This window comes from Pseudoalteromonas maricaloris (genome assembly GCF_024746855.1).
GTDB classification, from domain to species: domain Bacteria; phylum Pseudomonadota; class Gammaproteobacteria; order Enterobacterales; family Alteromonadaceae; genus Pseudoalteromonas; species Pseudoalteromonas maricaloris.
This window is the reverse complement of the sequence record NZ_CP024626.1, coordinates 667,454-690,319: the sequence shown is the minus strand read 5'-3', so window position 1 is coordinate 690,319 and position 22,866 is coordinate 667,454. Positions and strand designations below refer to the sequence as shown.

Sequence of the window (22,866 nt, the reverse complement as noted above, 5' to 3'; positions counted from 1 at the left end):
TTAGTTTAATCCTTGTGAAGAATCGCTTGGCGTCATCGCAACCACTTCTGTGGCAATGTTATCTGGCAAGGTAAGCGTCACGGAGTTTGGGCTTATCGGCATACCTGGGCCTACACGCGCTGGACCATTCACCGCGATACGCTCTCCAGCGGCTAAACCCGACTCAACAGCACGAAATTCGCCATAGCGATTACCGAGTGTGATTAGACGATATTCAAGTGTATTAGCGTCGTTGACGACAAGAACAAAACGATTTTTAAGATCTGTACCCACTGCGCGGTCTGGAATTAATACTCGATCGTTTTGCTCACCGGATGAAAGACTTACTCGCGCAAACGAGCCAGGTCGTAATTGTCCACTATGGTTATCAAAAGAAGCGCGTACTTTTAGGGTTCCAGAGTGGTCATCAATGGCGTTGTCAATAAAGTCTAGCTCACCCATGACTGGCTGTGACTCACGGCCGAGTAGCTGTAATTTCACAGGAAGCGGCTCACCTTCCGTCACTGATGCAAACTGGCTATTCCAAGTGCGCTCGTCGATATCAAAATACGCATACATCTTATCAGTTGCGACTATCGTTGTAAGCAAGGTGTCGTTTGCTCTAATGGTGTTACCTTGAGTGACCTCAGCAAATGAAATTTTGCCGCTGATTGGTGCTGTGATCTTGCTAAACTCTAAGTTTAACTGAGCCGCTTTAAATGAAGCCCTAAGTGCATCTAGTTCGGCTTCACGCTGCGCGGTAAGCGAAACACGGGCATCGACTTCTTCGGTTGAAATCGCTTTTTGCTTGCTTAAACGAAGCGCACGCGCTGACTCACTTTTTGCTTGCGAAAGGGCTGCTTCGGCACGTTTCACTTGTGCGGCAAGGCTGGCAACCTCAGCCAAGAAAGTTCTATCGTCCAGCTCAAATAGAACATCGCCTTGGTGCACCGTATCTCCCTCTTTGAAGTTTACCGAGCCGATCACTCCCGTGACACGAGCGCGAAGTGCGACTTCGTTTGGAGAAGAAAGGCGTGTTGTATAGGTGTGCCAATCAGCAATGCTAATTTGCGGTGTTGCTGCTACATCAATTGGTTGAAGAGGCGGAGTTTGACTGCTTGCCTGCTCAGCTTCGCCACATGCACTTAGCAGTAGCAAAGCAGAAATAATCGTTGCGAGTTGCGTTGGTTTTAACATAGTTCCTCCTTTGTGTATGGAGGTAACTATACGTTTCATTTGTTGCATTAAACATAAGTGAAATGGAATATGATTGGTGTCAAATTAGAATCAATCGATGTAGGTAACGAAATCAAAATGTCTTTTTTGTGTGATTTTCGCGAGATCTAAGATAAATCTTCCCGATTGATTTAAAATAACAAAAAGCCTAACGGAATTGAATTATGTCTAACGCTAACCATTTACAATCCCTACTGAGTGGCGTGCTCAATAAAAGTGACGATGCAGTTGCTATTGTTAGCAACAAGTCGGTTCTTGAATTTTGCAATAAAGCAATGGCGAGGCTAATTGGACAACCCTCGTCTCACATAACAGGACGCACACTGAGTAATATCTTCGACCCCCAAACAGACGATACGTTTGATGACAGAATCGACGGGGATGAACTCACGGGATGGTTTTTAGGCTTAAGCAACGGCTGCGAATTAGACTATCCAGAAATTGAAATTGATACCTTAAGCGGTGAGTTCTTCAGATTACGATGTTTTTCGCTACAAGATGATGCCTTTGTTATCTACGGAGACAACATTACCACAACAAAAGCAATACATAGCGAACTCGATCACTTACGTAAAGAACTTGATTTTATTACCAAAACTGATCCATTAACGGGGGTCGCCAGTCGTAGGCAGCTAAGCGATAAAATTGACAGTCAAATTAGGTTATATGAACGTTACAGAACACCATTTAGTGTGATACTGACCGACCTCGATAATTTCCGTGCAATCAACGAGCAATTTGGCCATGAAGCGGGAGACATAGTGCTGGTTCACGTGAGCTCGCTACTCTCTGACATGTTACGAGACACGGATTTAATAGCTCGGCTAGGTGGAGAGGAATTTGCCCTGATACTGCCTAATACCGGCTTAGAGGGGGCAATCTTAGTCGCCGAGCGGGCACGCATTATGATAGAGCAGGCATCATTTCAAATTGCGGTCGGTGAAGAGGTCGATATTACCAGTTCATTTGGGGTTGCTGAATTTGGCGCAGGTGAGTCTGGTGTTGAAAGCATTATTCGTCGTGCAGATACAATGTTACTAGAAGCCAAAAGCAGTGGCAGAAATCGAGTTGTTCCAAATCCGCACTAATTAAGGCCAATCGTTAAATTGTAATAATGCTTAACTAAGCTAGTTCCTTTAAGTAGTAGATAAGTGCGCCCAATATGGCGCATTTTGCAGTTAAGGAACAATAATAATGGCAAGTTTTACCCGTCGAGATTTTATCAAAAGTGCATTAATGGGCGTTGGCGCAGCGACAATTAGCGTCTCGTTAGTAGGTTGCGGCAGCAGTGATAGTAAAGCGGTTGCAAGCAACGGTTTTGCTGTCGCATTTAACCATGGTGTCGCAAGTGGCGATCCTTTAGCTGATAGCATTATATTATGGACGCGAGTCACACCTGAAGGTACACCTAACAGTGTGGCTGTCACTCTACAAGTATCAGAATCTGAAGATTTTGGCGTCTTACTACAAAGCCACCAGCTCGCCGCATTAGCAAAAAACGATTACACCGTTAAAGTAGATCTTAATGGCCTGACTGCAAATAGCCGCTACTTTTATCGCTTCGTCACTAAGGAAACGCATTCACCCATAGGTAAATGCAAAACCTTACCCGTTAACGATGTAACTCAGGTAAAACTTGCCGTCATGTCTTGTGCAAATTATCCGGCTGGTTACTTTCATGTTTACGCAGAGGCTGCAAAACGCAGCGATTTAGACGCAGTGTTACATTTAGGTGATTACATATACGAATATGGTATGGGTGGGTATGCCACTGAAAATGCCGACGCTATGGGGCGAGGGCTGGATGCAGATAATGCGAGCGAGATTATTTCATTAAATGATTATCGTCGTCGCTATGCAAAATATCGTACGGACCTTGGTCTGCAAGCTCTCCACGCCAGTACGCCATTCATTGCGGTATGGGACGACCATGAAGTATGCAATGACTCATACATGGATGGCGCTGAGAACCATAACGAGGGAGAAGGGGAGTACGCTGCCCGTAAACTTGCTGCGCTGCAAGCTTACTATGAATGGATGCCTGTGCGTCCGATGGTTAAGGACCAACTCGAAAGCCTCTATCGTAAATTTGAATTTGGCGACTTGTTATCACTTTATATGCTAGATACACGTCACGAGAGTCGCGCTAAAGCACTCGACTATCAAGATTACATTGACCCTAGTACAGGACAAGTAGATTTTGCCGGATTTCAGGCGGATCTAACTGCGCCTTCGCAACAGCTTTTAGGCGTAAACCAATTGACTTGGCTCACAGATAACTTAAAGACATCTGCAGCGAAATGGCAAGTCTTAGGGCAACAAGTATTGATGACCAAAATGATGATCCCAGCCGAGCTGCTCATGTCTCTTGCCAACCCTTCTGCACAAATGTCGACGCAATTAACAGAGCTTGCTCAAATAAAGGGGAGAATGCTTGCTGGTGACTCAACGTTGTCAGAGCAAGAAAAAGCGCGAGTCACGTTTACCGCTCCTTATAATTTGGATGCATGGGACGGCTACCCGGTTGAACGTGAAGTAATTTTACAAACAGCAAAAGCGGCCAGTAAAAATTTAATAGTCGTTGCTGGAGATACACACAACGCCTGGGCTGGTAAGCTCTGCGATGCAAGCGGAGCTGTTTGTGGTCAAGAATATGCGACTGCTTCTGTCAGTTCTCCAGGGCTTGAGTATTACTTACAATTAGGCGATGAGCAGGCGCTACAATTCGCTGAGGTATTGCAATTACTAGTCGATGATCTTGAATATGCCAATATTCATCAGCGTGGTTATTTAACGCTTAATTTCACAAAAGAGAAGGTGGAAAGTGAGTGGCATTTTGTCAATACAGTTAAGCAAGAGCAGTTTGAAAGCCACAATAAACAGAGCGAGCTTTTACTGTAAGTACGGCAAGCTATTCGCGCTACGCTTTATGTACAGCTGAGTAGAAAGTGTGTAAAGGGGCTTTACAGCCCTTTGCATTTAGCTATTTTATCTTGCGAAAGAAGCGGTGTTACCTTAAATGGCTTCTTTTTACCTCCCTTAACTTTAACCTTTGCAATATCTAAATATTGAAAGTCTCCAGGGCCGTTAAGACGCCATAAATTCTTTGACTGTTCAGAAAAGCAAAACTCTCCCGTATCTCCATGTATCAACAGCAACGGATAACTGAGTTGAGCCGCATATTCTTCAAGTGTCTCTCGATATAACTGATAACCATCGCACTTAGCTTTTGAGTTTTTATCACAACGTCCTGAGTGCTTCTCTTTTTGATAAAGGTCAGCTTGTAGAAATATCACCGCGGCCTTATGGCTTGGTGTTAGCAAGCTATCCAACCACTTAATATTCTCTACATCACGACGATGGGACTCTTCGTGCACTACTTTTTTATCGGATAATAAGATTTGTCTGCGACCATTGTTGGTGCCAGGTACATGCAAAGTTAAAAACTGCACATCATCCACTATCCAAGATTGATTTTCAGGTACTGTTTGCTGGCGTTTAAACTTTGGTAGGTCAGGCATTTGCACCGCAAAGTGTTTACGGATGAAATCCAATCTTTCCAACTCATCAAACCTAGGGGTCAGAGTTTCGCGGTCACAGTCAGTCCAATCATTGTCTCCGGGCGTGAATATAAAAGGTTGGCTACTCACATTTGAGATCAGGGCATAATTATCTTTAAGCAGTTGATCTGTACAGGGCTCAGCACCGGATTTCATATCACCTACGTGCACCATAAAATCATGCTGTATATCATTTACCTTTTCCTGCAGAGCACCATTTGGCATCAGCATGCCTCTGTCTATCTCCGTATAGGGCATATCACCAAAGACTAAAAACGACGTTGCCGAGGCCTGAAATACACTGAGCATAGGTATCAATGCCATGGCGAATAATTTAACGAGCTGCACAATAATTCTCCTTTATGTTACCCCTCTATCATACATCAACTCTGTGACAGAAGAAGTTACTCTCTCAATAAAAAGCGCCGCTAATTGCGGCGCTTTGCTACTTAAGATGTTTTTCGAAAAAAGCTAAAAACTCAGTAAGCGTCTTCACTCTATGTGCTTGATAACTCAGATGATGATTGCCATCCTCGAGCTCTATGTATTTGAACTTCTTGTCATTATCTTCAAGTTCATCTGCCATGTCACGACTATGATTCACAGGCACGACTTTATCGTCATCACCATGAATAAGTAACACGGGGCGGTTAATCTGCTTAGCGTAGTTAACAGGAGATTGTGCCTCAAGTTTATCAGTATCTTGTCCAAATTGGTCACGAACAAGCTCTTTGTTTGTGAAAAAGCGCGCACGACTGACTATCGATTCTAAGTCTGTAACACCGGCAAAACTTGCTGCACATTGAAACGTTTCAGGATGTTTTACCACAGCCATTAGTGCTGCATAGCCGCCGTAACTTGCACCACCTATACAAATTTTATTTTTGAGTGCATACTTTTCTGCAACCAACCAGTTTGCCGCATCTTGTAAGTCATCTTGCATCTTTCCTCCCCAACCTTGATTTGCTTCATTAAAGAAGTCAAAACCATAACCAAAAGAGCCTCTGAAGTTAGGTTGGAAAACCACAAAGCCTCGGCTTGCCAATAGTTCAGACCAGTAATCAAAGCCAGCGTAGTCGCGAGAGTATGGTCCACCGTGTGGAAAGATGATTGTGGGAGCAGCCGCATCGAATGCTTTAGGTAAGGTTAAGTAACCCTCAATTTCAAGGCCGTCACGCGCTGTAAACGATACCCTTTGTTTGCCCAGATAATTGTCACCAGTAATATCTGGATATAAACGTCCTAACCCCGCTAAAGAGCTGGTTTCTCTGTCACCAATCAGGTACGTACCAGAGTCTTGGTCAGAATCGCCGTACGCAATGTATTTTTTATTATCCGCACTCATACTTATTACAACGGTGTCGTAGCTTGGTAATGCCGCCTTGAGTGAGCGTTGTAGGAGTTTGCGGTCTTCGTCCCAATAGACTCTCGAGTTATCAAGATTGGAATGGCTGAAGCCTATGGCTCTACCGTCGTGTGAATAAAGGAGACTGCCATCAAAATCATAGTCTGGATCGGAGAAAATAAGCTGAGGTAAAAGCGGGCGCTTAGTAATGTCTGCTTTAAACAGCGCATTTTTACCATTATGAAGTGCGGTGAGGTAAATAATATTTGGGTCTTTATCAAATCCAAGAATATGGATAGCTTCCGGACCACGAGCCTGAAAGGTATAGAAATCGGTTAAATCCTTCGTCTCATTATCATAGAGCATATAATAGGCAGTGATCCCTTCAAACCCATAACCCATTCTTACATTGCCTTGTTGATCGGCTATCCAGCTAGATATTTTTCTTCTTGCGCGAACAACTTTCTCGCGTCTATCTTTAGCTATGTCTAAGATATAAACGCTCGGCTTGTTTGCCATATCGAAGTCAGTTTGTACCAATATCTTGTTTGGTTGTTCTGGCAGTATGCTAATGACATCGTCTTGAAATTGGGCAGGAATTTCATTGCGATAAGCACGGTTGATTTGAACCAATTCATCCGTAGGGTTTTTTAAATCAAATTTAAATAAACGAGATGTTGTGTACTTTACGCCTCGCTGCACTTTGGTGTAATTAGCACCAAATAAGAGCATGTCATCACTGGCCCAATCGTACCAACCAAGTGCTATCGTTTTATTATCAGTTTGCAATATATAGTTTTTTTTATGAGTTTTTAGGTCATGAACAGTAAGTACTAGATTTCCATCATAATTTTGTAAATACGCAACGGCTTTACCACTGGGTGAGAGTGAAACTTTACTCATATTAGGGAGTTGCGCGTAACTTTCAATAGGTAACTGGGCGTTAGCAGAGCTAGTGCATAAAAGTGCAATAGCAAATAGAATTATATTTTTCATTTTTAGATAAGATGTAGAATGTTTTATGTGTCTTTAATTTGGCGACATTATTCCCTATTTTGAGGCTAAACTCCAATCTATATGCTTTGGCATACACTATCATTAGCGACAATTTAGGAAAAGTGAGAGCAAAAGTTCGCTACATTGCTCTCACCTTAACGCCGTTGAAATGAAAGCTGCGTACACACCAGTTAATGCGTACGCAGATTGAAAGCTAACTTTTTGTCTATTTTACGTTTATTGGATTTGAGGCGTGAATTTGGTAATCGGTATAACCTTGTTCGCTACCACCAAATAATGTCTCAGGCTGATGTTCGTTTAAGTACAAGTCATTTGCCAGCCTGTAGGGCAAATCAGGGTTTGAGATAAAAGGACGACCAAACCCAATCATATCAGCCCAACCTTCATTAAGAGCTTGTTGGGCGCGCGCTTTCGTATACTTTCCGGCATAAATTAACACGCCATTAAAAGCCTCTCTAATTGCGTATTTAAATTTCAGAGGCATATCTGGCGCGTCTTCCCAATCCGCTTCTGCGATGTGTACGTAGCATACGTTGAGCACAGTTAGCTGTTTAATTGCCGCGAGGTATGTCTGCTCAGGGTTTTCATCTACTGTACCATTTAAGGTAGTAAGCGGCGCAAGTCTAACGCCCACTTTGTCACTGCCTATTTCTTCACTCACCGCCGTTACGACTTCACGCAAAAAGCTAATGCGGTTATCAACAGAGCCACCATAGCCATCTGTTCTTTGATTTGAGTGAGAGTCTAAAAATTGATTAATCAAATAACCATTCGCTGCATGCAGTTCAATTCCATCAAAGCCTGCTTGCATCGCGTTTCGTGCAGCGTGTCGATATTCGTTCATTACATTATTGATGTCTGTTTGGGTCATTGCTCTAGGTGTTTGAGCTTGAATAAAATCAGGGGAATCATTTTCATCGATGAAAACTTTCACACCCTGAGCTTGAATTGCTGAAGCTGAAATCGGCTGAATCCCACCGGTGTTACTTTTGTGCGATACGCGCCCAACGTGCCAAAGCTGCGCAAACATAACACCGCCAGCATCATGTACTTGTTTTGTGACTTGTTTCCAGCCAGCAACTTGGGCGTCTGAATAGATCCCCGGTGTCCAAGCATACCCCTTACCGAGTTGCGATATTTGTGTCCCTTCACTAATAATTAAACCAGCCGTTGCACGTTGTGCGTAATAGGTTGCCATCAAATTGTTAGGGGTATCCCCAGGTTGACTCGCCCGCGAGCGGGTCATAGGCGGCATCACTATGCGATTGCTCAATGTTTTACCAGCTAAGTTAATCGACTCAAATAAATCAGCCATTTGGCCTCCTCAACGTTTATTTTCACTATGAGAAGCTTAACGATTTAAAATATGTTCATTAACCGCAATAAATACAAAATATATTTGTAAAAAATGAAAAAACTATAGCGTGAGCCTAGGCGCAATGTAGTCTAGAAATGCCGAAATCCGAGAGGATACACCACTATTTTGATAATACACGGCTTGTACTGCTTCTCTGCGATTTGGCGAAATAATTTGCTCGGTAAAAACTTCAACAAGTCTTCCGGCTTTTATATCTTGCCTCACCATAAAGTTAGATAGCAGTGCAATGCCATGGCCTGCGATACACAATTGCCTTACGGTCTCACCACTGGATGCGCTAATGGAAAACTTGAGCTGCTGCGGACTTAGTAAAGGCCAGACGTTGAGATGTGGGGCATCGGTAAAACCTATCAAGTTATGATATGGAAGATCAATCAGTGGTTCATTACCTACAAATTTACTTAAATAGTCAGGGCTGGCTACAAGATGAAGTTTACTGCGACCTAGCAAACGCGCATGAAGATTAGAGTCTGCCAAGTCACCAATTCGTATTGCGATATCGGTTTTATGCTCTAACAAATCGATAATGCTGTCATGACTCGTTATTTCCAAAGTAATATCGGGAAAGGCCTCATTAAAACCTTTTAATATAGGCGTAAGCTGGTGAAAAACGAAAGGACTTGCAGCATCCACTCTTAATTTACCAGCTGGTGAAAATCGTAACAGCTTTAACGCCTCTTCACCTTGCTCAATGGTATTGAGTGCCTGCCGCGCATAGCGTAAAAATAGCTCTCCTTCTTCGGTTAACTCTATCCGTCGAGTCGTTCGATTGAATAGGGTTACACACAGGGACTTTTCCAGTCGAGTTACTGCTCTTGAAACCTTTGCAACTTGTTCGTCCATCAGATTTGCTGCAGCGGAAAAACTCCCAGTATCGACAACACAAATAAAAGCTTCTAGATCTTCGGTTTTTGAGCTAACGGTCATGTGTATTCCTTTTCATTTTCTACAAAAGTATTTTGTCATTTTCGCTATTTTTTGCAAATAAAAAAGCTTTCACACTACACCAACTTATTGCTTATCACGTTAAAAGGGTTATTTATGCCGCTTGCATTACTGGCGCTGACATTAAGCGCATTTGCCATTGGTACCACCGAATTTGTCATTGTTGGTTTAGTACCGACCATTGCTTCCGATTTATCAGTTTCGCTGCCAAGTGCAGGTTTACTGGTGAGTTTATATGCCATTGGCGTTGCTGTTGGTGCGCCCGTTTTAACCGCACTGACAGGGCGATGGAATAGGAAATCTGTATTACTTAGCTTGATGGCACTCTTTGTCTTTGGCAATCTGCTTGCGTGGCAAGCGCCAAGTTATGAAAGCCTCATTTTAGCGAGGATCATGACAGGGCTCGCTCATGGTGTGTTCTTCTCGATTGGCTCTACGATTGCAACTAGCTTGGTCTCAAAAGACAAAGAGGCAAGTGCCATCGCCATTATGTTCACGGGACTGACCGTTGCGCTCGTAACAGGTGTCCCCTTGGGTACTTGGATTGGCCAACAGTTTGGCTGGCGAGCCACTTTTTTAGTAGTTTCTGCTTTAGGTGTTATCGCTCTATTGGGAAGTGCTTTATTAATTCCAAAGAACCTAAAGCAAAGCGCATCTGCCAGTCTATCTGAGCAGGCAAAGGTATTGTTGCAACCCAGATTACTGCTCGTCTATCTTATGACCATACTCGGCTACGGTGGAACCTTTACGGCATTCACCTATCTTGCGCCAATTTTACAACAGGAAGCCGGTTTTAACGCCGCTACAGTCAGTATTATTATGCTGGTTTATGGTGTATCTGTTGCTGTTGGCAATATCTATGGCGGAAAATTAGCCGATAAAAAAGGGCCGGTAAGCGCTCTGACCATCATCTTCGCGTTACTCTCGGTCATTTTGGCTGTGTTGACATTTACCATGCAGTCGAAAATAGGCGTGGTGATCACAGTACTAGTGTGGGGAGCATTTGCTTTTGGAAATGTACCTGGTCTTCAGGTCTATGTTGTACAGCTAGCCGGAAAGTTTAGTCCAAAAGCGGTGGATGTCGCATCAGGGTTGAATATCACTGCCTTCAACGTTGGCATTGCGCTCGGTTCTGTTTTAGGTGGCCAAATTGTTGAAAATATGTCGCTGCAGGACACCGCTTGGGTAGGGGCACTTATTAGCGCTGCAGCCTTATTAGCAACCCGTTTTAGTGGCCATCTAGATAACAGGGCTCAAGTTGTAGAGTAGGTGGCGGCTCATCCAGAGGAATTTTGCTAAAAGATCGCCACGTGAAGTGGCTCCTACGAAAAGGCGGTCTAGTTTAGCAAATATTCAAACCTCACCAAAGTAGGAACAGGTTAACCCTGCGAGCTTTTGTTAAAAGATCGCCACGTGAAGTGGCTCCTACGAACAGGTAATCTGGTTTACCCAACATTCAAGCCACACTAAAATAGGAGCAGGTTAATCCTGCGAGCTTTTGTTAAAGATCGCCACGTGAAGTGGCTCCTACGAAAGGTAATCTGGTTTAGCAAATATTTAAGCCCCAACAAAGTAGGGGCAGACTTAACCTGCGGACTTTTGCTAACAGATCGCCACGTGAAGTGACTCCTACGAAAAGGCGATCTGGTTTAGCAAATATTCAAACCTCACCAAAGTAGGAACAGGTTAACCCTGCGAGCTTTTGCTAACAGATCGCCACGTGAAGTGGCCCCTACTAGGCTGTAAAGTGCAAGTGCTACACTATTGTTTGGGGATCGCATTACCTTTAAACGACACTCTGATATTCGTCACTTTACTTAAGTCATAAAGCTGTGGATTTTTCAGCTTAATTGACCAAGTGGTAAACGGAGTTGGTTTAAAATAATTAATTGCATAATCATTTGCGATTGCACCACTGGTGATTGGATCTATGCGCGTCGTTTCACTATCTAACAGCTCGTAACTTACCAATCGGTATAACGACTCTGCACTAAATTGATAGGGTTGCCCTTTAAACCTATCTTGATATGAACCACTAGATCTTACTTCGATATCATAGCGCTGGCTCTCATTTAACCCAGAACCTTCTAGTACAACATTGACCTCGTCTAATCTAACTCGATCAAACTGGGAAAAATCAATATCTTCCAACGACAGCGTAAAACTCATTTCACCGTCTTGCGCAAAATCCAGCAATTGCTGCGGCGCATCTAACTCTTCTATGGTGAGCATAAAATCTTGAGGTCGAGGGTTAAAACGCAATAATGACGCGGCCTCTTGTTCACGTAGTAAAGCTAAGTCGTGACGGTATTCTTGATAACTTTGATTAAGGCTTGGTGTCACTATGGTGTCATCAAGAGACCAGTAGCTAAATGCCGCCTGATAGTTTGTTAATGCAACAAATATCGGACGTTTTAGATTATTCAAAGTCCGGAATAGCTGTTCCTCCATGTCCTGAATTTCATCTAGACTGTTTTGAGTGTTTTGTAAAAATGCATCTATACGATTGATCTGTTTAAGCTTTGCATCAGCGGTGATCCGCAAATCTATCTGTCTAGATTGCTCCTGGGCAATATCAATCTCTACAGCAACTATTGCCTTACCATGATTAATCAACTTTTCGATAGCAACAAGGTAGTCACGTGCACCATCAATGTCTTCATCTATGGCCTTTTTCATTTGTGCCTTAGCAGTTATCAAAAATTCGTCCCAAATTCGATTTGCCTCTTCTTTGGTCGGAATCAGTGAATTAAGACGATTGAACTCTTGTGCAAGCTCACTACTAGAAAACGGATCCGCGGTTTTTTGCGATAACACGTTTAACTGGCCGCTAACCGTTTGTACTTTATCCATTAATGACGCGATATCATCAATTTTGGTTTTTAACTCATTGATCTCTTGGATTGTGGCGGGCAAGCTCGCGACCAAGTCTTTCAGACCGCTGGTGTCACCCCCAGCTGCCCCCGCAAATGCAGTGCCCGCACTAATTACGGTTTCAAGTACTTTAAGCCCAATTTCAGTGATTTTATCTAGTTTGTAGTCCAAAATTCCTTGTTGAAACTCGACCCCTGAATAGAAGACATTATTTTCTTGTCCGCTGAATGATGCTTTTTGTTCATCAAGTGTTTTTACCAAGCTCGTCAGTTGCTCAACAGAGCGAGAGATAATTCGTTGCTCAGCAGATGCAACGTCGAATAGGTTATCCTGCATCAAAGTGAGATCTTGGCGCTTGTTTTCTAAACTTCGGCCTTGTTGCTGAAAATTGTTGTAGCTATCCTGATATGCTTCCATCGCGTCAATATATGCTTTAATCGTTAACTCATAAAAGTCGCGGGATAGACTAGGCACATAGTTTTTGTTAAGTGTTGCGTACGACAAAAACTGTTTAAAGTTAGCAAGCTGCAAGTAAAAATTCTTTGCTTGAACGGAAGATTCTCTAACATCATGAGCTGCGTTTAAAATAGATTCAGGCCAGCTCAACATCTCAATACTCAACGCTGGATTTTGATCATAGATAGAAGCCGCCATATCGAATGACTTTTCAAATGCATCTAAAAAGTACTCTTTATGCACAGAGATAAGTGACGTTAACGCTGGCGAAACAGGCGTTGCAAACTTATTGCCTTGTATTACCTGATATAGCGTACCAAACGAGTCCGGTGCAATACTAAAACGTTCAATTTCACCATCGCTTGGCGAATGAGCTGTGATTATATTGATATTGGCCTCAACTTTATCAGCCATAAATACCAATGTTGATGCTTGAGCATTTTGGGTGTCTAAATTGATACTCACCGTACCATTACCCATTATTTTACGTGCAACGATAAAAATTCGTTTGTTTGGTGCATCGAAAATCATGTTTCGGTCGATTTCTACAGTGTCAGCCGCAATGACGATAGTATTATGATCTCTTGCACTGGTAAGCACGTCATTCAAATTTACATGTAAGGCCGAGACCAAATAATTTTGTGTGTCTATCTGTTGTTGATTTGAAGTCGTAACGCTCGGTAGATTTTGACTTAGCTCAAGATTATATAGCTCGTTCCAAGTCGCAGCTTGGCTCGAAAAAGCGCAGCCAATCAATAGGCTGAGTAAAGTTGGTTTCATAGTAACTCCTTATGTACCTGAGCATATTTAGCTCAGGTACGGTGATATATTCCTTATAGCAATAAGAAAGGAATGCATGTTGTATTTGATTACTGCTCAGAGATAGGTAGATAAGCGTTTTGCAAAAATGCTCTCGCTTTGTCTGAAATGTCTTTCCACGAGTTTGTTGCGCTACTAGCAAGCGGAGATGAAACAATACCAGCTACCACAACATTAGCATTTCGAAGTGCATTTTCACTGTCTAGTTGCTCCAAGACTTCTTTAAGTGACCGCATATCTCCTAGTAGAGACTGCCAATGCACTTGCACTAAGCGCACATTATCGATTGCTTTGAGGATCTTATCATTCATGCCATCTACTTGACCTTTTGCAATCTCGTAAGATGCGGCCAGGCTCACAGAATGTGCTAGGTCTTTGTTTGAACTATCAATTTGTGCTTGAACCTTATCTATTTCATCTTTAAGCTCTTCGACTTGGCTGCCAAGCACCGAGCCGCCGATTAACAACACTAAAGGACCTCCAGCAGAGAGGCCTGCAACTATCTTCAACTTAGTGTCTTTTTCGTTGTTAAGACTGTTTAGGCGATTTTGCAAGGTACTAATTTTTTCGCGAATATTCGCAGGCTGATCTTTATTCAAGATATCAGCAAATGTACTCTCAAGCGTTTCCAATTCCCCTGTATGCGTAGTCAATCCCCCCTGAAAACTAACAAGTTCATTCACCACTTCTTCTGTTTTATTCAGGTTTGAATCAATAAAACTCATAAAAGTATTGAGAAATGAAATTGCGGCTTGGCGACTCTGCTCAGCAGCTTGCATATCCCCCGTAAGTGAAGCGTTATGTAAGTTGGTTAATTGGCTGATAAAAGGGTTAATTAACAGTGCATGAGTGTCTGAGTAGTTAGCAAGTTTTGTCGCTAAATCAATAACGCTAGGGTAGATATTATGATTCCAGTTTTGACCAGATGCGTTGATTTCTCCAAACGTTTCCATTAACGCTTTGTAGTGGTTATTCAAAGGCGTGTTGTCAGGGTAGCGCGTTGAACTTCTAAATGCAGACTCGTTGTTTGGTAAGCCAACAGCAGCTTGAGCGAACACTTGAATTGTGTGCCATTGCTCCTGTGTTAATAGAAAATCATCTGAACCAACATCTACAAACAAAGGTGCACCTTCAATATCACCTTGAAGTGTATCGTACATAATTGGTGAGATTTCTGGGACGTCGGTATTCGCAGTTGCGAGCTGACTAAGCCCAAATAATTGGAGTGACGTTACGATAGCAATTGCGCTTTTCTTTAACTTAATTGATTTCATCTTTCATATTCCTTAATCAATCGGTGTTCTAACTATTAAGTTGCACTAGACCTATTTTGGTCTCTAAAGGTGCAACTGAAGATAAAAGTGCATGTAGTTAAAATGTTAACCAAATGTACCTTTAATATTATTGATATAGGGACAATGAGAATGGAAGAACTTCTACACTTTCTAACAAATTGAGGGATTTAGTTGCATTTTCAATAACACCAAACACCACAGTATACAATCTACAAAATAACAAATTAAGTAAATGAAAGTTAACAAAAACCAGCTACAATCTGGCCATCCATAGCTATAGATGTAGGGGGTGTTGTTCCAGACAGATAGTCGACAGTTTATTTTTACAGCCGCTTTCGCTCAAAATTCAACCTTTATTAAACTGTTTCATAAAATCGAACTCAATGTTTCTACCACTGTAAATTAGACGCACATTCTTTGTTGAAAAAATAAATTAAATCTATTGTCAGCCATCTGATCTTGTTACGAAAAATCAAAGTAGCTGCCCGTTAACGCAGCTACTTTAAGTTATCTAAATGACTTAAAAATTCAAACAAGATTAAATCTAAAACGATTAAGCAGACTATCAATAACCACTTTTAGCTAGGTTGGGAAAGTGCCGCTTAATTTGGTATAGACCAAAAAGTGCATTTCATTTATAACTATTAAAAATACATGTTTAATTTATGTAATATTTATGTAATTTTATTTAGGTGTGGCGGTCTTTATCTTATAAAGTAACGTGAAAAGAGAAGTCAAAATGAACAAACTAAGAAGAATGATGATATTTAAGGGGGTGGTAGAGTCAGGCTCACTGACCAAAGCCGCGGAGAAGTTATCTTTGTCTAAATCAGTGATCAGCCAACATCTCAAGAAACTAGAAGATGAGATAGGAACACCACTACTATATAGAAACACACGAAGCCAATCATTGACCAACGTTGGTAAAGACTTCTATGCATACTGCCTTGAAATCAGCCATTTATCAGAATTAGCTTGGGAGAAAGCAAGATCTAAGCAATCAGTACTTGCAGGGCAGTTAACAGTGACAACATCCTATGCTTTGATGCAAACCATCGTTGCACCTGCACTATGTAAGCTGATTAAAGCGCATCCTAAGATCCGCCTGAATTTAATTAATGAAGATCGCCCTCTCAATCTAGTAGAGCGGGGGATAGATCTTGCTGTTAGAGTGGGAAAAAGCGCAGATGTGGAGCAATCACAGCAATATATTGGTTCATTTAGAGACGTGCTGTATAAAGCAAAGGACAGTGAATTTAACGACACAACCGCTCCTTACATTGCAAACTCTTGGGAAGGTAAAGTCACAAATTATGAATTTATCCATACCACACAAAATATCGTTAAACCGCTTTCATTCAAAGCACATCACAAAACCAATTCCGTTAGCGATACAATAGGGCTCATTGAAAGCGGTTTGGGTATCGGGTTAGTACCAGAGATCATCGCATTTAATAATCATAACCTAGAGCGAGTAGATCCCGAATTCGAGCTGGAAAAAGTGGAAGTATTTTGCATTCATAAAGGTAGTACTGATGTGCCCGCGACGATACGAATTGCGCAAAGTGCTATTAAAAGCTATATGGATGCTCATCAATTTGTATTGAAAAATGCTGCGATGCACTAGTGAGCGCCAGATGGAATGTTGTCCTCATTTGCGTTACTAAAAATCTACGTTATGCTTGCAGTAGTTTAAGAAAATTATTTCACTCTAAACATGAAGTTAAAGGAAAATCTATTCTCCCGTTGTACCTTGATATTTGGGCTAATATTGTTTGCGATACTGAGCCAAAGTACTCAAGCGGAAATAACCATTGCGGTTGTAGGCAAAACTAAAAATGACACCTTTTATGAACAATCGTATAAAGGGTGTGTAGACTTTGCGAAACAACATCCAAATGTAGAGTGTATCTACGATGGTGCTGACGACTATCAAGATTTTAGAACGCAAAGCCTTATCATTAACGAACTATTGAATAAAAAGGTAGATGGGTTATTAATATCAACTACCGATTCAAACTATCTCGTGTCACGTTCACTCAAAAAGGCGAAGCAATTGAAGATCCCAGTGATCACTTTTGACTCGGACCTTTTAACAGAGCATAAAGATTACCGTCTCGCCTATGTAGGAACCGATAACTTTGCGTTTGGTGTTGCACTAGGAGAAGCCGCCAAGCCTTATAAAAAGGCTGCGCTTCAATCGTTTTGTATTCAAACAGGTCATCACTCAACACCTAATTTAGATAAAAGAATTAAAGGCGTTAGATATGCACTCTCCACACATACAATAGATAACCTTACAAAAACAGAAAATGATCTCAAGCAGGGGTGGCGAGAGTACGAACGATGCCCACTCTATACTATGGGTAAACGCGAAGATGCGATAAGCCAACTATTGACCTTGCTAAGTTATGAAAACCCCCCGATTTTTATTGCTGTAGCAGGCTTCGCCCAATTTCACTCTAATTATATTGAGCGCGTCTTACCCTACAAAGAGAAGATCACGAATTACAATGCTGTGATCATTTCCGCAGATACAGAAGAGATGCAACTTAAAGCTTTGGGAAAGGGACTTTCAACAATCAATATTGGCCAAAACCCCTATGAAATGGGCCGAAAAGGAGCTGAATTGCTTTATAATACGATAGCACTTGGCCAAGCACCCTCCGAGGATAACTACTACTTAGACTTTCATTACTGCAATCAAACAAACATTCTTAGATGTACCGTTAACCACTAGCTTTAATGACCTTGTTATACGTAACCTAAGCTTCAGTCAAAATAACGGAAAGGTTTCAACATCTATTTTTCACGCCACAAAAACAATACTAAAGTATCAATTTAAAAACCTGTTTAGAGACGTAAAACATCATAAAATCTGGTTTTTCGGTTATTCATTGACCGCAAACTTAAAAAATACGACAATGGTAGTATATTAAGTGATGTTAATGTAAACAAAAAATTTACATTAACTCTATTTTATTGGAGTGGCTATGAAACTTAACTTTGCAACCCTAGCGCTAATGTCAGTTGTTGGTACAGCAAGTGCAGCCGACAATTTAGTCGTTAACGGCTCGTTTGAAACATCAGGCAATATTTCTGGTGATTGGGCGTTATTTGACAATCTCCAAGGTTGGAGCAGAGAAGGTGCCAAATTCGAAATTCAAAAACAAAGCCTTGGTATTGTCGTACCTCAAGACGGCAACCAATACCTAGAGCTTGACTCGACTGCAAATTATACAATCTACCAGAATATCCCTACAACGACTGGTAAAAAGTATAAAGTGAGTTTTTATTACTCACCTCGAGTGGTAAACAATGATTTAACTAATCGCGCACGTGCATGGTTTGGCGATAATACACTAGTAACAATGAATGCAACGAGCCGTGGCTGGACAAAGTACGAGTATACAGTTGAAGCGATAGGTAGTTCGACACAGTTACGTTTTCAGGGTTTAGGTACTTCTGACTCTTATGGTGCGTTATTAGACAACGTCGTCGTAACAGAAGAGGAGGAAGTTACACCTCCAGAGCCGCCAGTAATCTGTAAAGTAGGCGTGTATGGCATCAATAACTTTGGTGAAGACAGCAATAGCTATGTTTATAAATTCGACATGGTTAATGGTACCTATGCATACGTTGACGGCGTCGCTAACACAGCCTCAAATATTGCTGCGCACAATGGCGCACTTTACTTTATGGAACAAAATGACAGTGCAACTAAAACATCATCACTTTGGAAAGTTTCACTAGATAGTGCAGAACAGACTCTAGCTGCTAATGCGATTTCATGGCCATTATACCGTTCAGCTGTAACGCCAGACGGTACAAAATTACTCGCAAGCAGCAAAACCTATCTTTATGAGTTTGACATACAAACAGGCGCAAAAACAGTGCTTGGTAAACTAAGCTATGCAGGTGACGACTTCTCACACGGTGATATCGCCTATTCAGCAGATACTAACGTGATTTACGTACTAACAGGTAAAGCACTTTACACACTAGATAAAGGCGACATGTCTTTAGATCTCGTTGGCGAGCATGGTGTAAATTGGGCATCGGGTTTAGCAGTAAGCTCAGACGGCACGTTATACGTATCTGGCCGTAACTCAGGTGAAGACGCGAAGATCTACACACTAGATCCAAATACGGCACAAGCGACCTTTGTTATGGATGGTCCGGAGCACATCAACGATTTAACGTATGTAGCGAATTACTGCGAATAGGTCTATCTAATTAAGCAAGGCGAGGGGAACCCTCGCTTTTTTGTTTATAGCTAAAGTAGTTGATTGTTTTATATTAGAAGATTAAGTTTGTAAAGACCTTAGCGAAGCCGCTTTGATACTTCCAAGACATATAAAATCTGTAAGATAAAAAGACTGGTTAGCGTGTCTAATCCTTCATTCTCTCTAAAACCTCTTTTTGAATTTCTTCTTTGCTCGGCCTGCCAATTTCTAAAAGAGGAAACACAAAGCGAATAGCAGTTCCTTTTTTTGAGCTTTTAATACTCAACTTGGCTTTATAGCTTTTCGCAACTTGTTTTATGGTATATATCCCTAATCCGAAATGAAGTCGTGAATAAAGCGCCATTCCCTTGCCATTATCAGAAATAATTACGTGAATTTGATCTTGTTGTTTGCTAATGGACAGGCTGAGTTGCGTTGCTTTTGAGTGTTTAAGCGCATTATCAATACAATGGTAGGTTACACTGTAAATATCTTTTTCCAACTGTTTTTTAAGTTGTGTCTCACCAATAGAAATATTGAAATTAAGCTCCATATCACTCATATATGAGCAATGAGCCTGCAACATACCGATAGCAACGCTCAGTTTTTCTTTTCCAAGTGCCGCATGACCTCGTGCCAGTGGTTCGAGCTTCAAAAGTGCTTGGTCGAGTTTGTCTAAACCTTCTGAAATCATAATGTCATTGCCGCTACACAACTTTTTAGCCTCGGCAACTTTAAGGACAGCATCACTCAAGTCTTCTTTTTGGTATTGGCGTTGATTATTCCTGAAAACTTTATGAAAACTCTGCACCCAAATATATATATACACAGAAATCGCAATTACTAGGATAAAGACCAAAGCAGCATACATTGAAATAGCTAAAGGTGTTGAATACCATGGCGCAGCCACGTTAAAAGTCAGCGCCGTAACATCACTGAAGCGTCCCTTATTCTCAACCCTAAATAAAATATCGTATCCTCCTGGCTTTAAATTGCTAAGTTGGATTCCTGCAGCTAACAATTTTTGCCATCCAGTATCGTTTATGTTTGCTTCAAACGAGTTGACATGCTGATCTACAAAATTGTAGTCACTAATCGTTATCTCAATAGCTGGATGCTGACTAACCAGTTCAGAAAACTCCAAATAGGTTTTACCATCCAGAGTGACACTTGTTACCTTTGGAGCATAAAGATCGACTGAAGGTGCCGTTGTCAGCTCAAATATAAAATCTGAACTGGCAGCATAAAGCTTGTCGCCCAGTACCTTAAGACTTCCTATCGTAAAAGAGTGCGCTTTTGTTCCAGGTACCAATTTTGTATGATCCGCGCCTCTTTCTATAATGTGGACACCATTGTTGGTCGCTAAATACAAATTGTCATTAAACTCCACAAACTCCTTAACAAAATTTGGTGAGCTTAACTTTTGCCAAACTCCACTATTGGGTTTAAACCAGACACCTTTTCCATAAGTCGCTGCAAATAGGCCTTCCTCTGTAACAAAACTGTCAGTGACAACTACACCGTCTTCAAATAGACGGTGCGTCCAGTCTTGTGTATCAACAACCAACAACCCTTGTTTGGTGCTTGCATAGATATAGTTCCCACTATGATTAATGTCTAAAACTTCTAAACTAGGAAGCAATTGTCTAAGCTTTTTATCTACGATCAATTCTAAGTGTGAATCAACTTCCACAACCCCATAACCATTTGTTGCGATATGCAAATTATTATCGATCACTGAAAAATTTAGTACATAATCATCATGAACTTTTGTTATTTTCTTACTCGCTAAATCCACAAAATAGGTACCCACATTGGTTCCTATCGCGAGACCGCGATTGAATAGTTGAAAGGCCGTGACCTCAAATGCCTGTGCAGATATTTGATTATTTAACCAAGTTAATGGCTCAAAATGATTTCTGTCGGCCTTTTGAAAAATGCCTTTTGTAGTGCCAACCCACAATTCTCCAGCAACGCCTTCAAGTACGTTGTATTTAGACCCTAGCGACAACTCAGAAGACTTAAGACCAACTTCGATAGGTTCGAATGTGTTTAGACTTAAACCCCACACCCGATTTTTACCATCTACATGTAACTTGCTGTAGTTTTTCTTCTTAGTATTAATACCGGTTCTCGTAATATTTAGGTCTGTGAGTGTGATTTCATTGACACTTTCGTTATCTGTAAAGTAGATAAAATAGGGGGAAGCAAACACGATATTATCAGCATTGTGTATTTCCATATTAGAGATAAGCTGCTGCTGTAGGGTAGAGTAGTAACTCATCCTATTATTAACGAAATAAACAACGCCATGTGGTGTTGCCGCTAAATTTCCGTTATCAATGCTTAGTGCTTCAACAGTTTTAATCACACCATCTTGTACTATAAACACACCATCTCTGGTCATTAGGTAGGCTAAGTTTGCAAACGCGTCAATGTCTAAAACTCGGCTTGAACTGCTGTATATTGTACTAACTACTCCAGAATCAAGATCAATCCTTTTAACATCATATTTTCCTAAAGTGAAAAGCGATGAGTTTGTTAAGGCAAGTTTTGTCGCTTCCACAGACGCTATTTTTTTAGATTCTAGACTTGTTAGATCCGTGATCCAAACGTCACCATTAGAGTACAAAGAAAACAAAGTTTTATGTTGCAGTTTAATATCACGAACTAAACCGCTTGGTAATCCAGCAGCTTTACTTAAAGGAAGAAAATGACGACCATCGTATCTATATACTCCATTGTGCGAGGACAAATAAAAGTTATCGTTTGAGTCATGAACGACGCCATTTAGATGTTCAAATTGGAACGCTTGTAACTGCAATGAAAGGGCAGTAAGAAATAAAAATACGAAGATACGCATGAAACAATCCATTCATTAAATACGGCCAACCACAAGAGCTGGCCTTACTTCCTAGTTGACCTCGTACGCATTGTGATCTCTTACACCACAACCCGCTACGACGATAGGCAAATCGTTCTTAGTTTCTCCAGATGCCGTTTTATCAACTATATTACGCTCCATTGTAACACTCTTTAAGCCTTTGTTAAGTTTTTGATTGTCACCTTTTGATTTTTCCCAATCAAATTGCTTTTCACGCTCAGCAAGTACAAACAAATAGGTCGGTTTACGAGGATCAGATTCATTCTTTTTATTATTCCAAGAATGCATTACCGCTTCGCCGGCTTCAACACCATATAAATGTGTGTAGGCTGCCGCTAATAGCTGAGCTCCAGAATCACTCATCACCATAAGCGCCGTATTTTTATAGTCGCTACCACAATCGAATGACACGTCTACATTTAATGTAGAACCATCAGGCAACAGCAAATCGGCATTCATCCTAGAAACTCGAGCACGGTCCTCTAGTGGAGTTAGGGCGTTAGCAGCACTAATACAAAACATAGTTGCAGCGATTGGAAGTAGTATCTTTTTAAACATAGAGATTTCCTTTTAGTCATAAAATGCGTCCCTTCATCAACAGTTTCAACCAATACGTTATTGAGTCGTATCTAGAGAATTTCTCCTACAACAATGACATGGATTGTTTAAGTGTTAGAAGGCCACGCTACGGTATGCAGATCTCGCATGAAAACATAATTTGCAAGACCACATCTACCATCTTATTTGCAGCTAAAATATCTTCAACTACAAAAGTACTGTGAGCTTAATCTTTAAAGATCTTCTCTCTACTATTGTTGATCTGTAGAGCACCAACTGTAAACACTTAGTTAA

Annotated in this window: 15 protein-coding genes; 6 read left to right on the top strand and 9 right to left on the bottom strand. The window is 41.3% G+C overall.

The window, feature by feature from the left end; translation table 11 throughout:
* A complete protein-coding gene (locus tag CTT31_RS20840; RefSeq protein WP_211857035.1) occupies positions 1-1,176 on the bottom strand; it encodes an efflux RND transporter periplasmic adaptor subunit in 1,176 nt (391 codons plus the stop codon).
* Positions 1,177-1,379: 203 nt separating this feature from the next.
* Between CTT31_RS20840 and CTT31_RS20835 the strand changes: the two genes are divergently transcribed.
* Positions 1,380-2,303 carry a sensor domain-containing diguanylate cyclase gene (locus tag CTT31_RS20835; RefSeq protein WP_211857037.1) on the top strand — a complete coding sequence of 308 codons (924 nt, stop codon included), beginning with the start codon at positions 1,380-1,382 and terminating at the stop codon, positions 2,301-2,303.
* Positions 2,304-2,409: 106 nt separating this feature from the next.
* Positions 2,410-4,116, top strand: a complete 1,707-nt coding sequence (locus tag CTT31_RS20830; protein WP_260492431.1) for an alkaline phosphatase D family protein — start codon at positions 2,410-2,412, stop codon at positions 4,114-4,116.
* Positions 4,117-4,178: 62 nt separating this feature from the next.
* Here CTT31_RS20830 and CTT31_RS20825 read toward each other — a convergent pair whose 3' ends face one another.
* The 4 genes from CTT31_RS20825 to CTT31_RS20810 all read right to left on the bottom strand — a co-directional run bounded on the left by CTT31_RS20825 (position 4,179) and on the right by CTT31_RS20810 (position 9,442).
* Positions 4,179-5,123, bottom strand: coding sequence for a hypothetical protein (locus CTT31_RS20825; RefSeq protein ID WP_211857039.1), 945 nt, complete (start codon positions 5,121-5,123; stop codon positions 4,179-4,181).
* A 97-nt stretch (positions 5,124-5,220) separates the two neighbouring features.
* Positions 5,221-7,023, bottom strand: coding sequence for an alpha/beta hydrolase family protein (locus tag CTT31_RS20820; RefSeq protein WP_260492430.1), 1,803 nt, complete (start codon positions 7,021-7,023; stop codon positions 5,221-5,223).
* Positions 7,024-7,342: 319 nt separating this feature from the next.
* Positions 7,343-8,452, bottom strand: coding sequence for an alkene reductase (locus CTT31_RS20815; protein ID WP_260492429.1), 1,110 nt, complete (start codon positions 8,450-8,452; stop codon positions 7,343-7,345).
* Positions 8,453-8,554: 102 nt separating this feature from the next.
* Positions 8,555-9,442, bottom strand: coding sequence for a LysR substrate-binding domain-containing protein (locus CTT31_RS20810; RefSeq protein WP_260492428.1), 888 nt, complete (start codon positions 9,440-9,442; stop codon positions 8,555-8,557).
* Between the two features lie 114 nt (positions 9,443-9,556).
* Between CTT31_RS20810 and CTT31_RS20805 the strand changes: the two genes are divergently transcribed.
* The gene (locus tag CTT31_RS20805; RefSeq protein ID WP_260492427.1) at positions 9,557-10,729 is read left to right on the top strand and encodes an MFS transporter; all 1,173 of its coding nucleotides are present in this window, start codon (positions 9,557-9,559) and stop codon (positions 10,727-10,729) included.
* A gap of 492 nt (positions 10,730-11,221) precedes the next feature.
* Here the strand turns inward: CTT31_RS20805 and CTT31_RS20800 are convergent, their stop codons facing one another.
* Together CTT31_RS20800 and CTT31_RS20795 are read right to left on the bottom strand one after the other, a co-directional pair.
* Entirely contained in the window at positions 11,222-13,570 is a 2,349-nt protein-coding gene (locus tag CTT31_RS20800) for a hypothetical protein (protein ID WP_260492426.1), read from the bottom strand.
* A gap of 89 nt (positions 13,571-13,659) precedes the next feature.
* Positions 13,660-14,883 (bottom strand): alpha-xenorhabdolysin family binary toxin subunit A, encoded by a 1,224-nt coding sequence (locus tag CTT31_RS20795; protein WP_211857045.1) that lies wholly within the window; start codon positions 14,881-14,883, stop codon positions 13,660-13,662.
* A 760-nt stretch (positions 14,884-15,643) separates the two neighbouring features.
* On the opposite strand from CTT31_RS20795, the gene CTT31_RS20790 reads away from it, so the two are divergent.
* The 3 genes from CTT31_RS20790 to CTT31_RS20780 all read left to right on the top strand — a co-directional run bounded on the left by CTT31_RS20790 (position 15,644) and on the right by CTT31_RS20780 (position 19,130).
* A complete protein-coding gene (locus CTT31_RS20790; RefSeq protein ID WP_211857047.1) occupies positions 15,644-16,531 on the top strand; it encodes a LysR family transcriptional regulator in 888 nt (295 codons plus the stop codon).
* A 126-nt stretch (positions 16,532-16,657) separates the two neighbouring features.
* Positions 16,658-17,644 (top strand): substrate-binding domain-containing protein, encoded by a 987-nt coding sequence (locus CTT31_RS20785; protein WP_211857452.1) that lies wholly within the window; start codon positions 16,658-16,660, stop codon positions 17,642-17,644.
* 253 nt (positions 17,645-17,897) lie between these two features.
* Positions 17,898-19,130: a DUF642 domain-containing protein gene (locus CTT31_RS20780; RefSeq protein WP_260492425.1), complete on the top strand. Its 1,233-nt coding sequence runs from the start codon at positions 17,898-17,900 to the stop codon at positions 19,128-19,130.
* Between the two features lie 166 nt (positions 19,131-19,296).
* On the opposite strand, the gene CTT31_RS20775 is transcribed toward CTT31_RS20780, so the two are convergent.
* Positions 19,297-21,993 carry a sensor histidine kinase gene (locus CTT31_RS20775; RefSeq protein ID WP_260492424.1) on the bottom strand — a complete coding sequence of 899 codons (2,697 nt, stop codon included), beginning with the start codon at positions 21,991-21,993 and terminating at the stop codon, positions 19,297-19,299.
* A 51-nt stretch (positions 21,994-22,044) separates the two neighbouring features.
* Positions 22,045-22,572: a hypothetical protein gene (locus tag CTT31_RS20770; protein ID WP_039495181.1), complete on the bottom strand. Its 528-nt coding sequence runs from the start codon at positions 22,570-22,572 to the stop codon at positions 22,045-22,047.
* Positions 22,573-22,866: the final 294 nt, after the last annotated feature.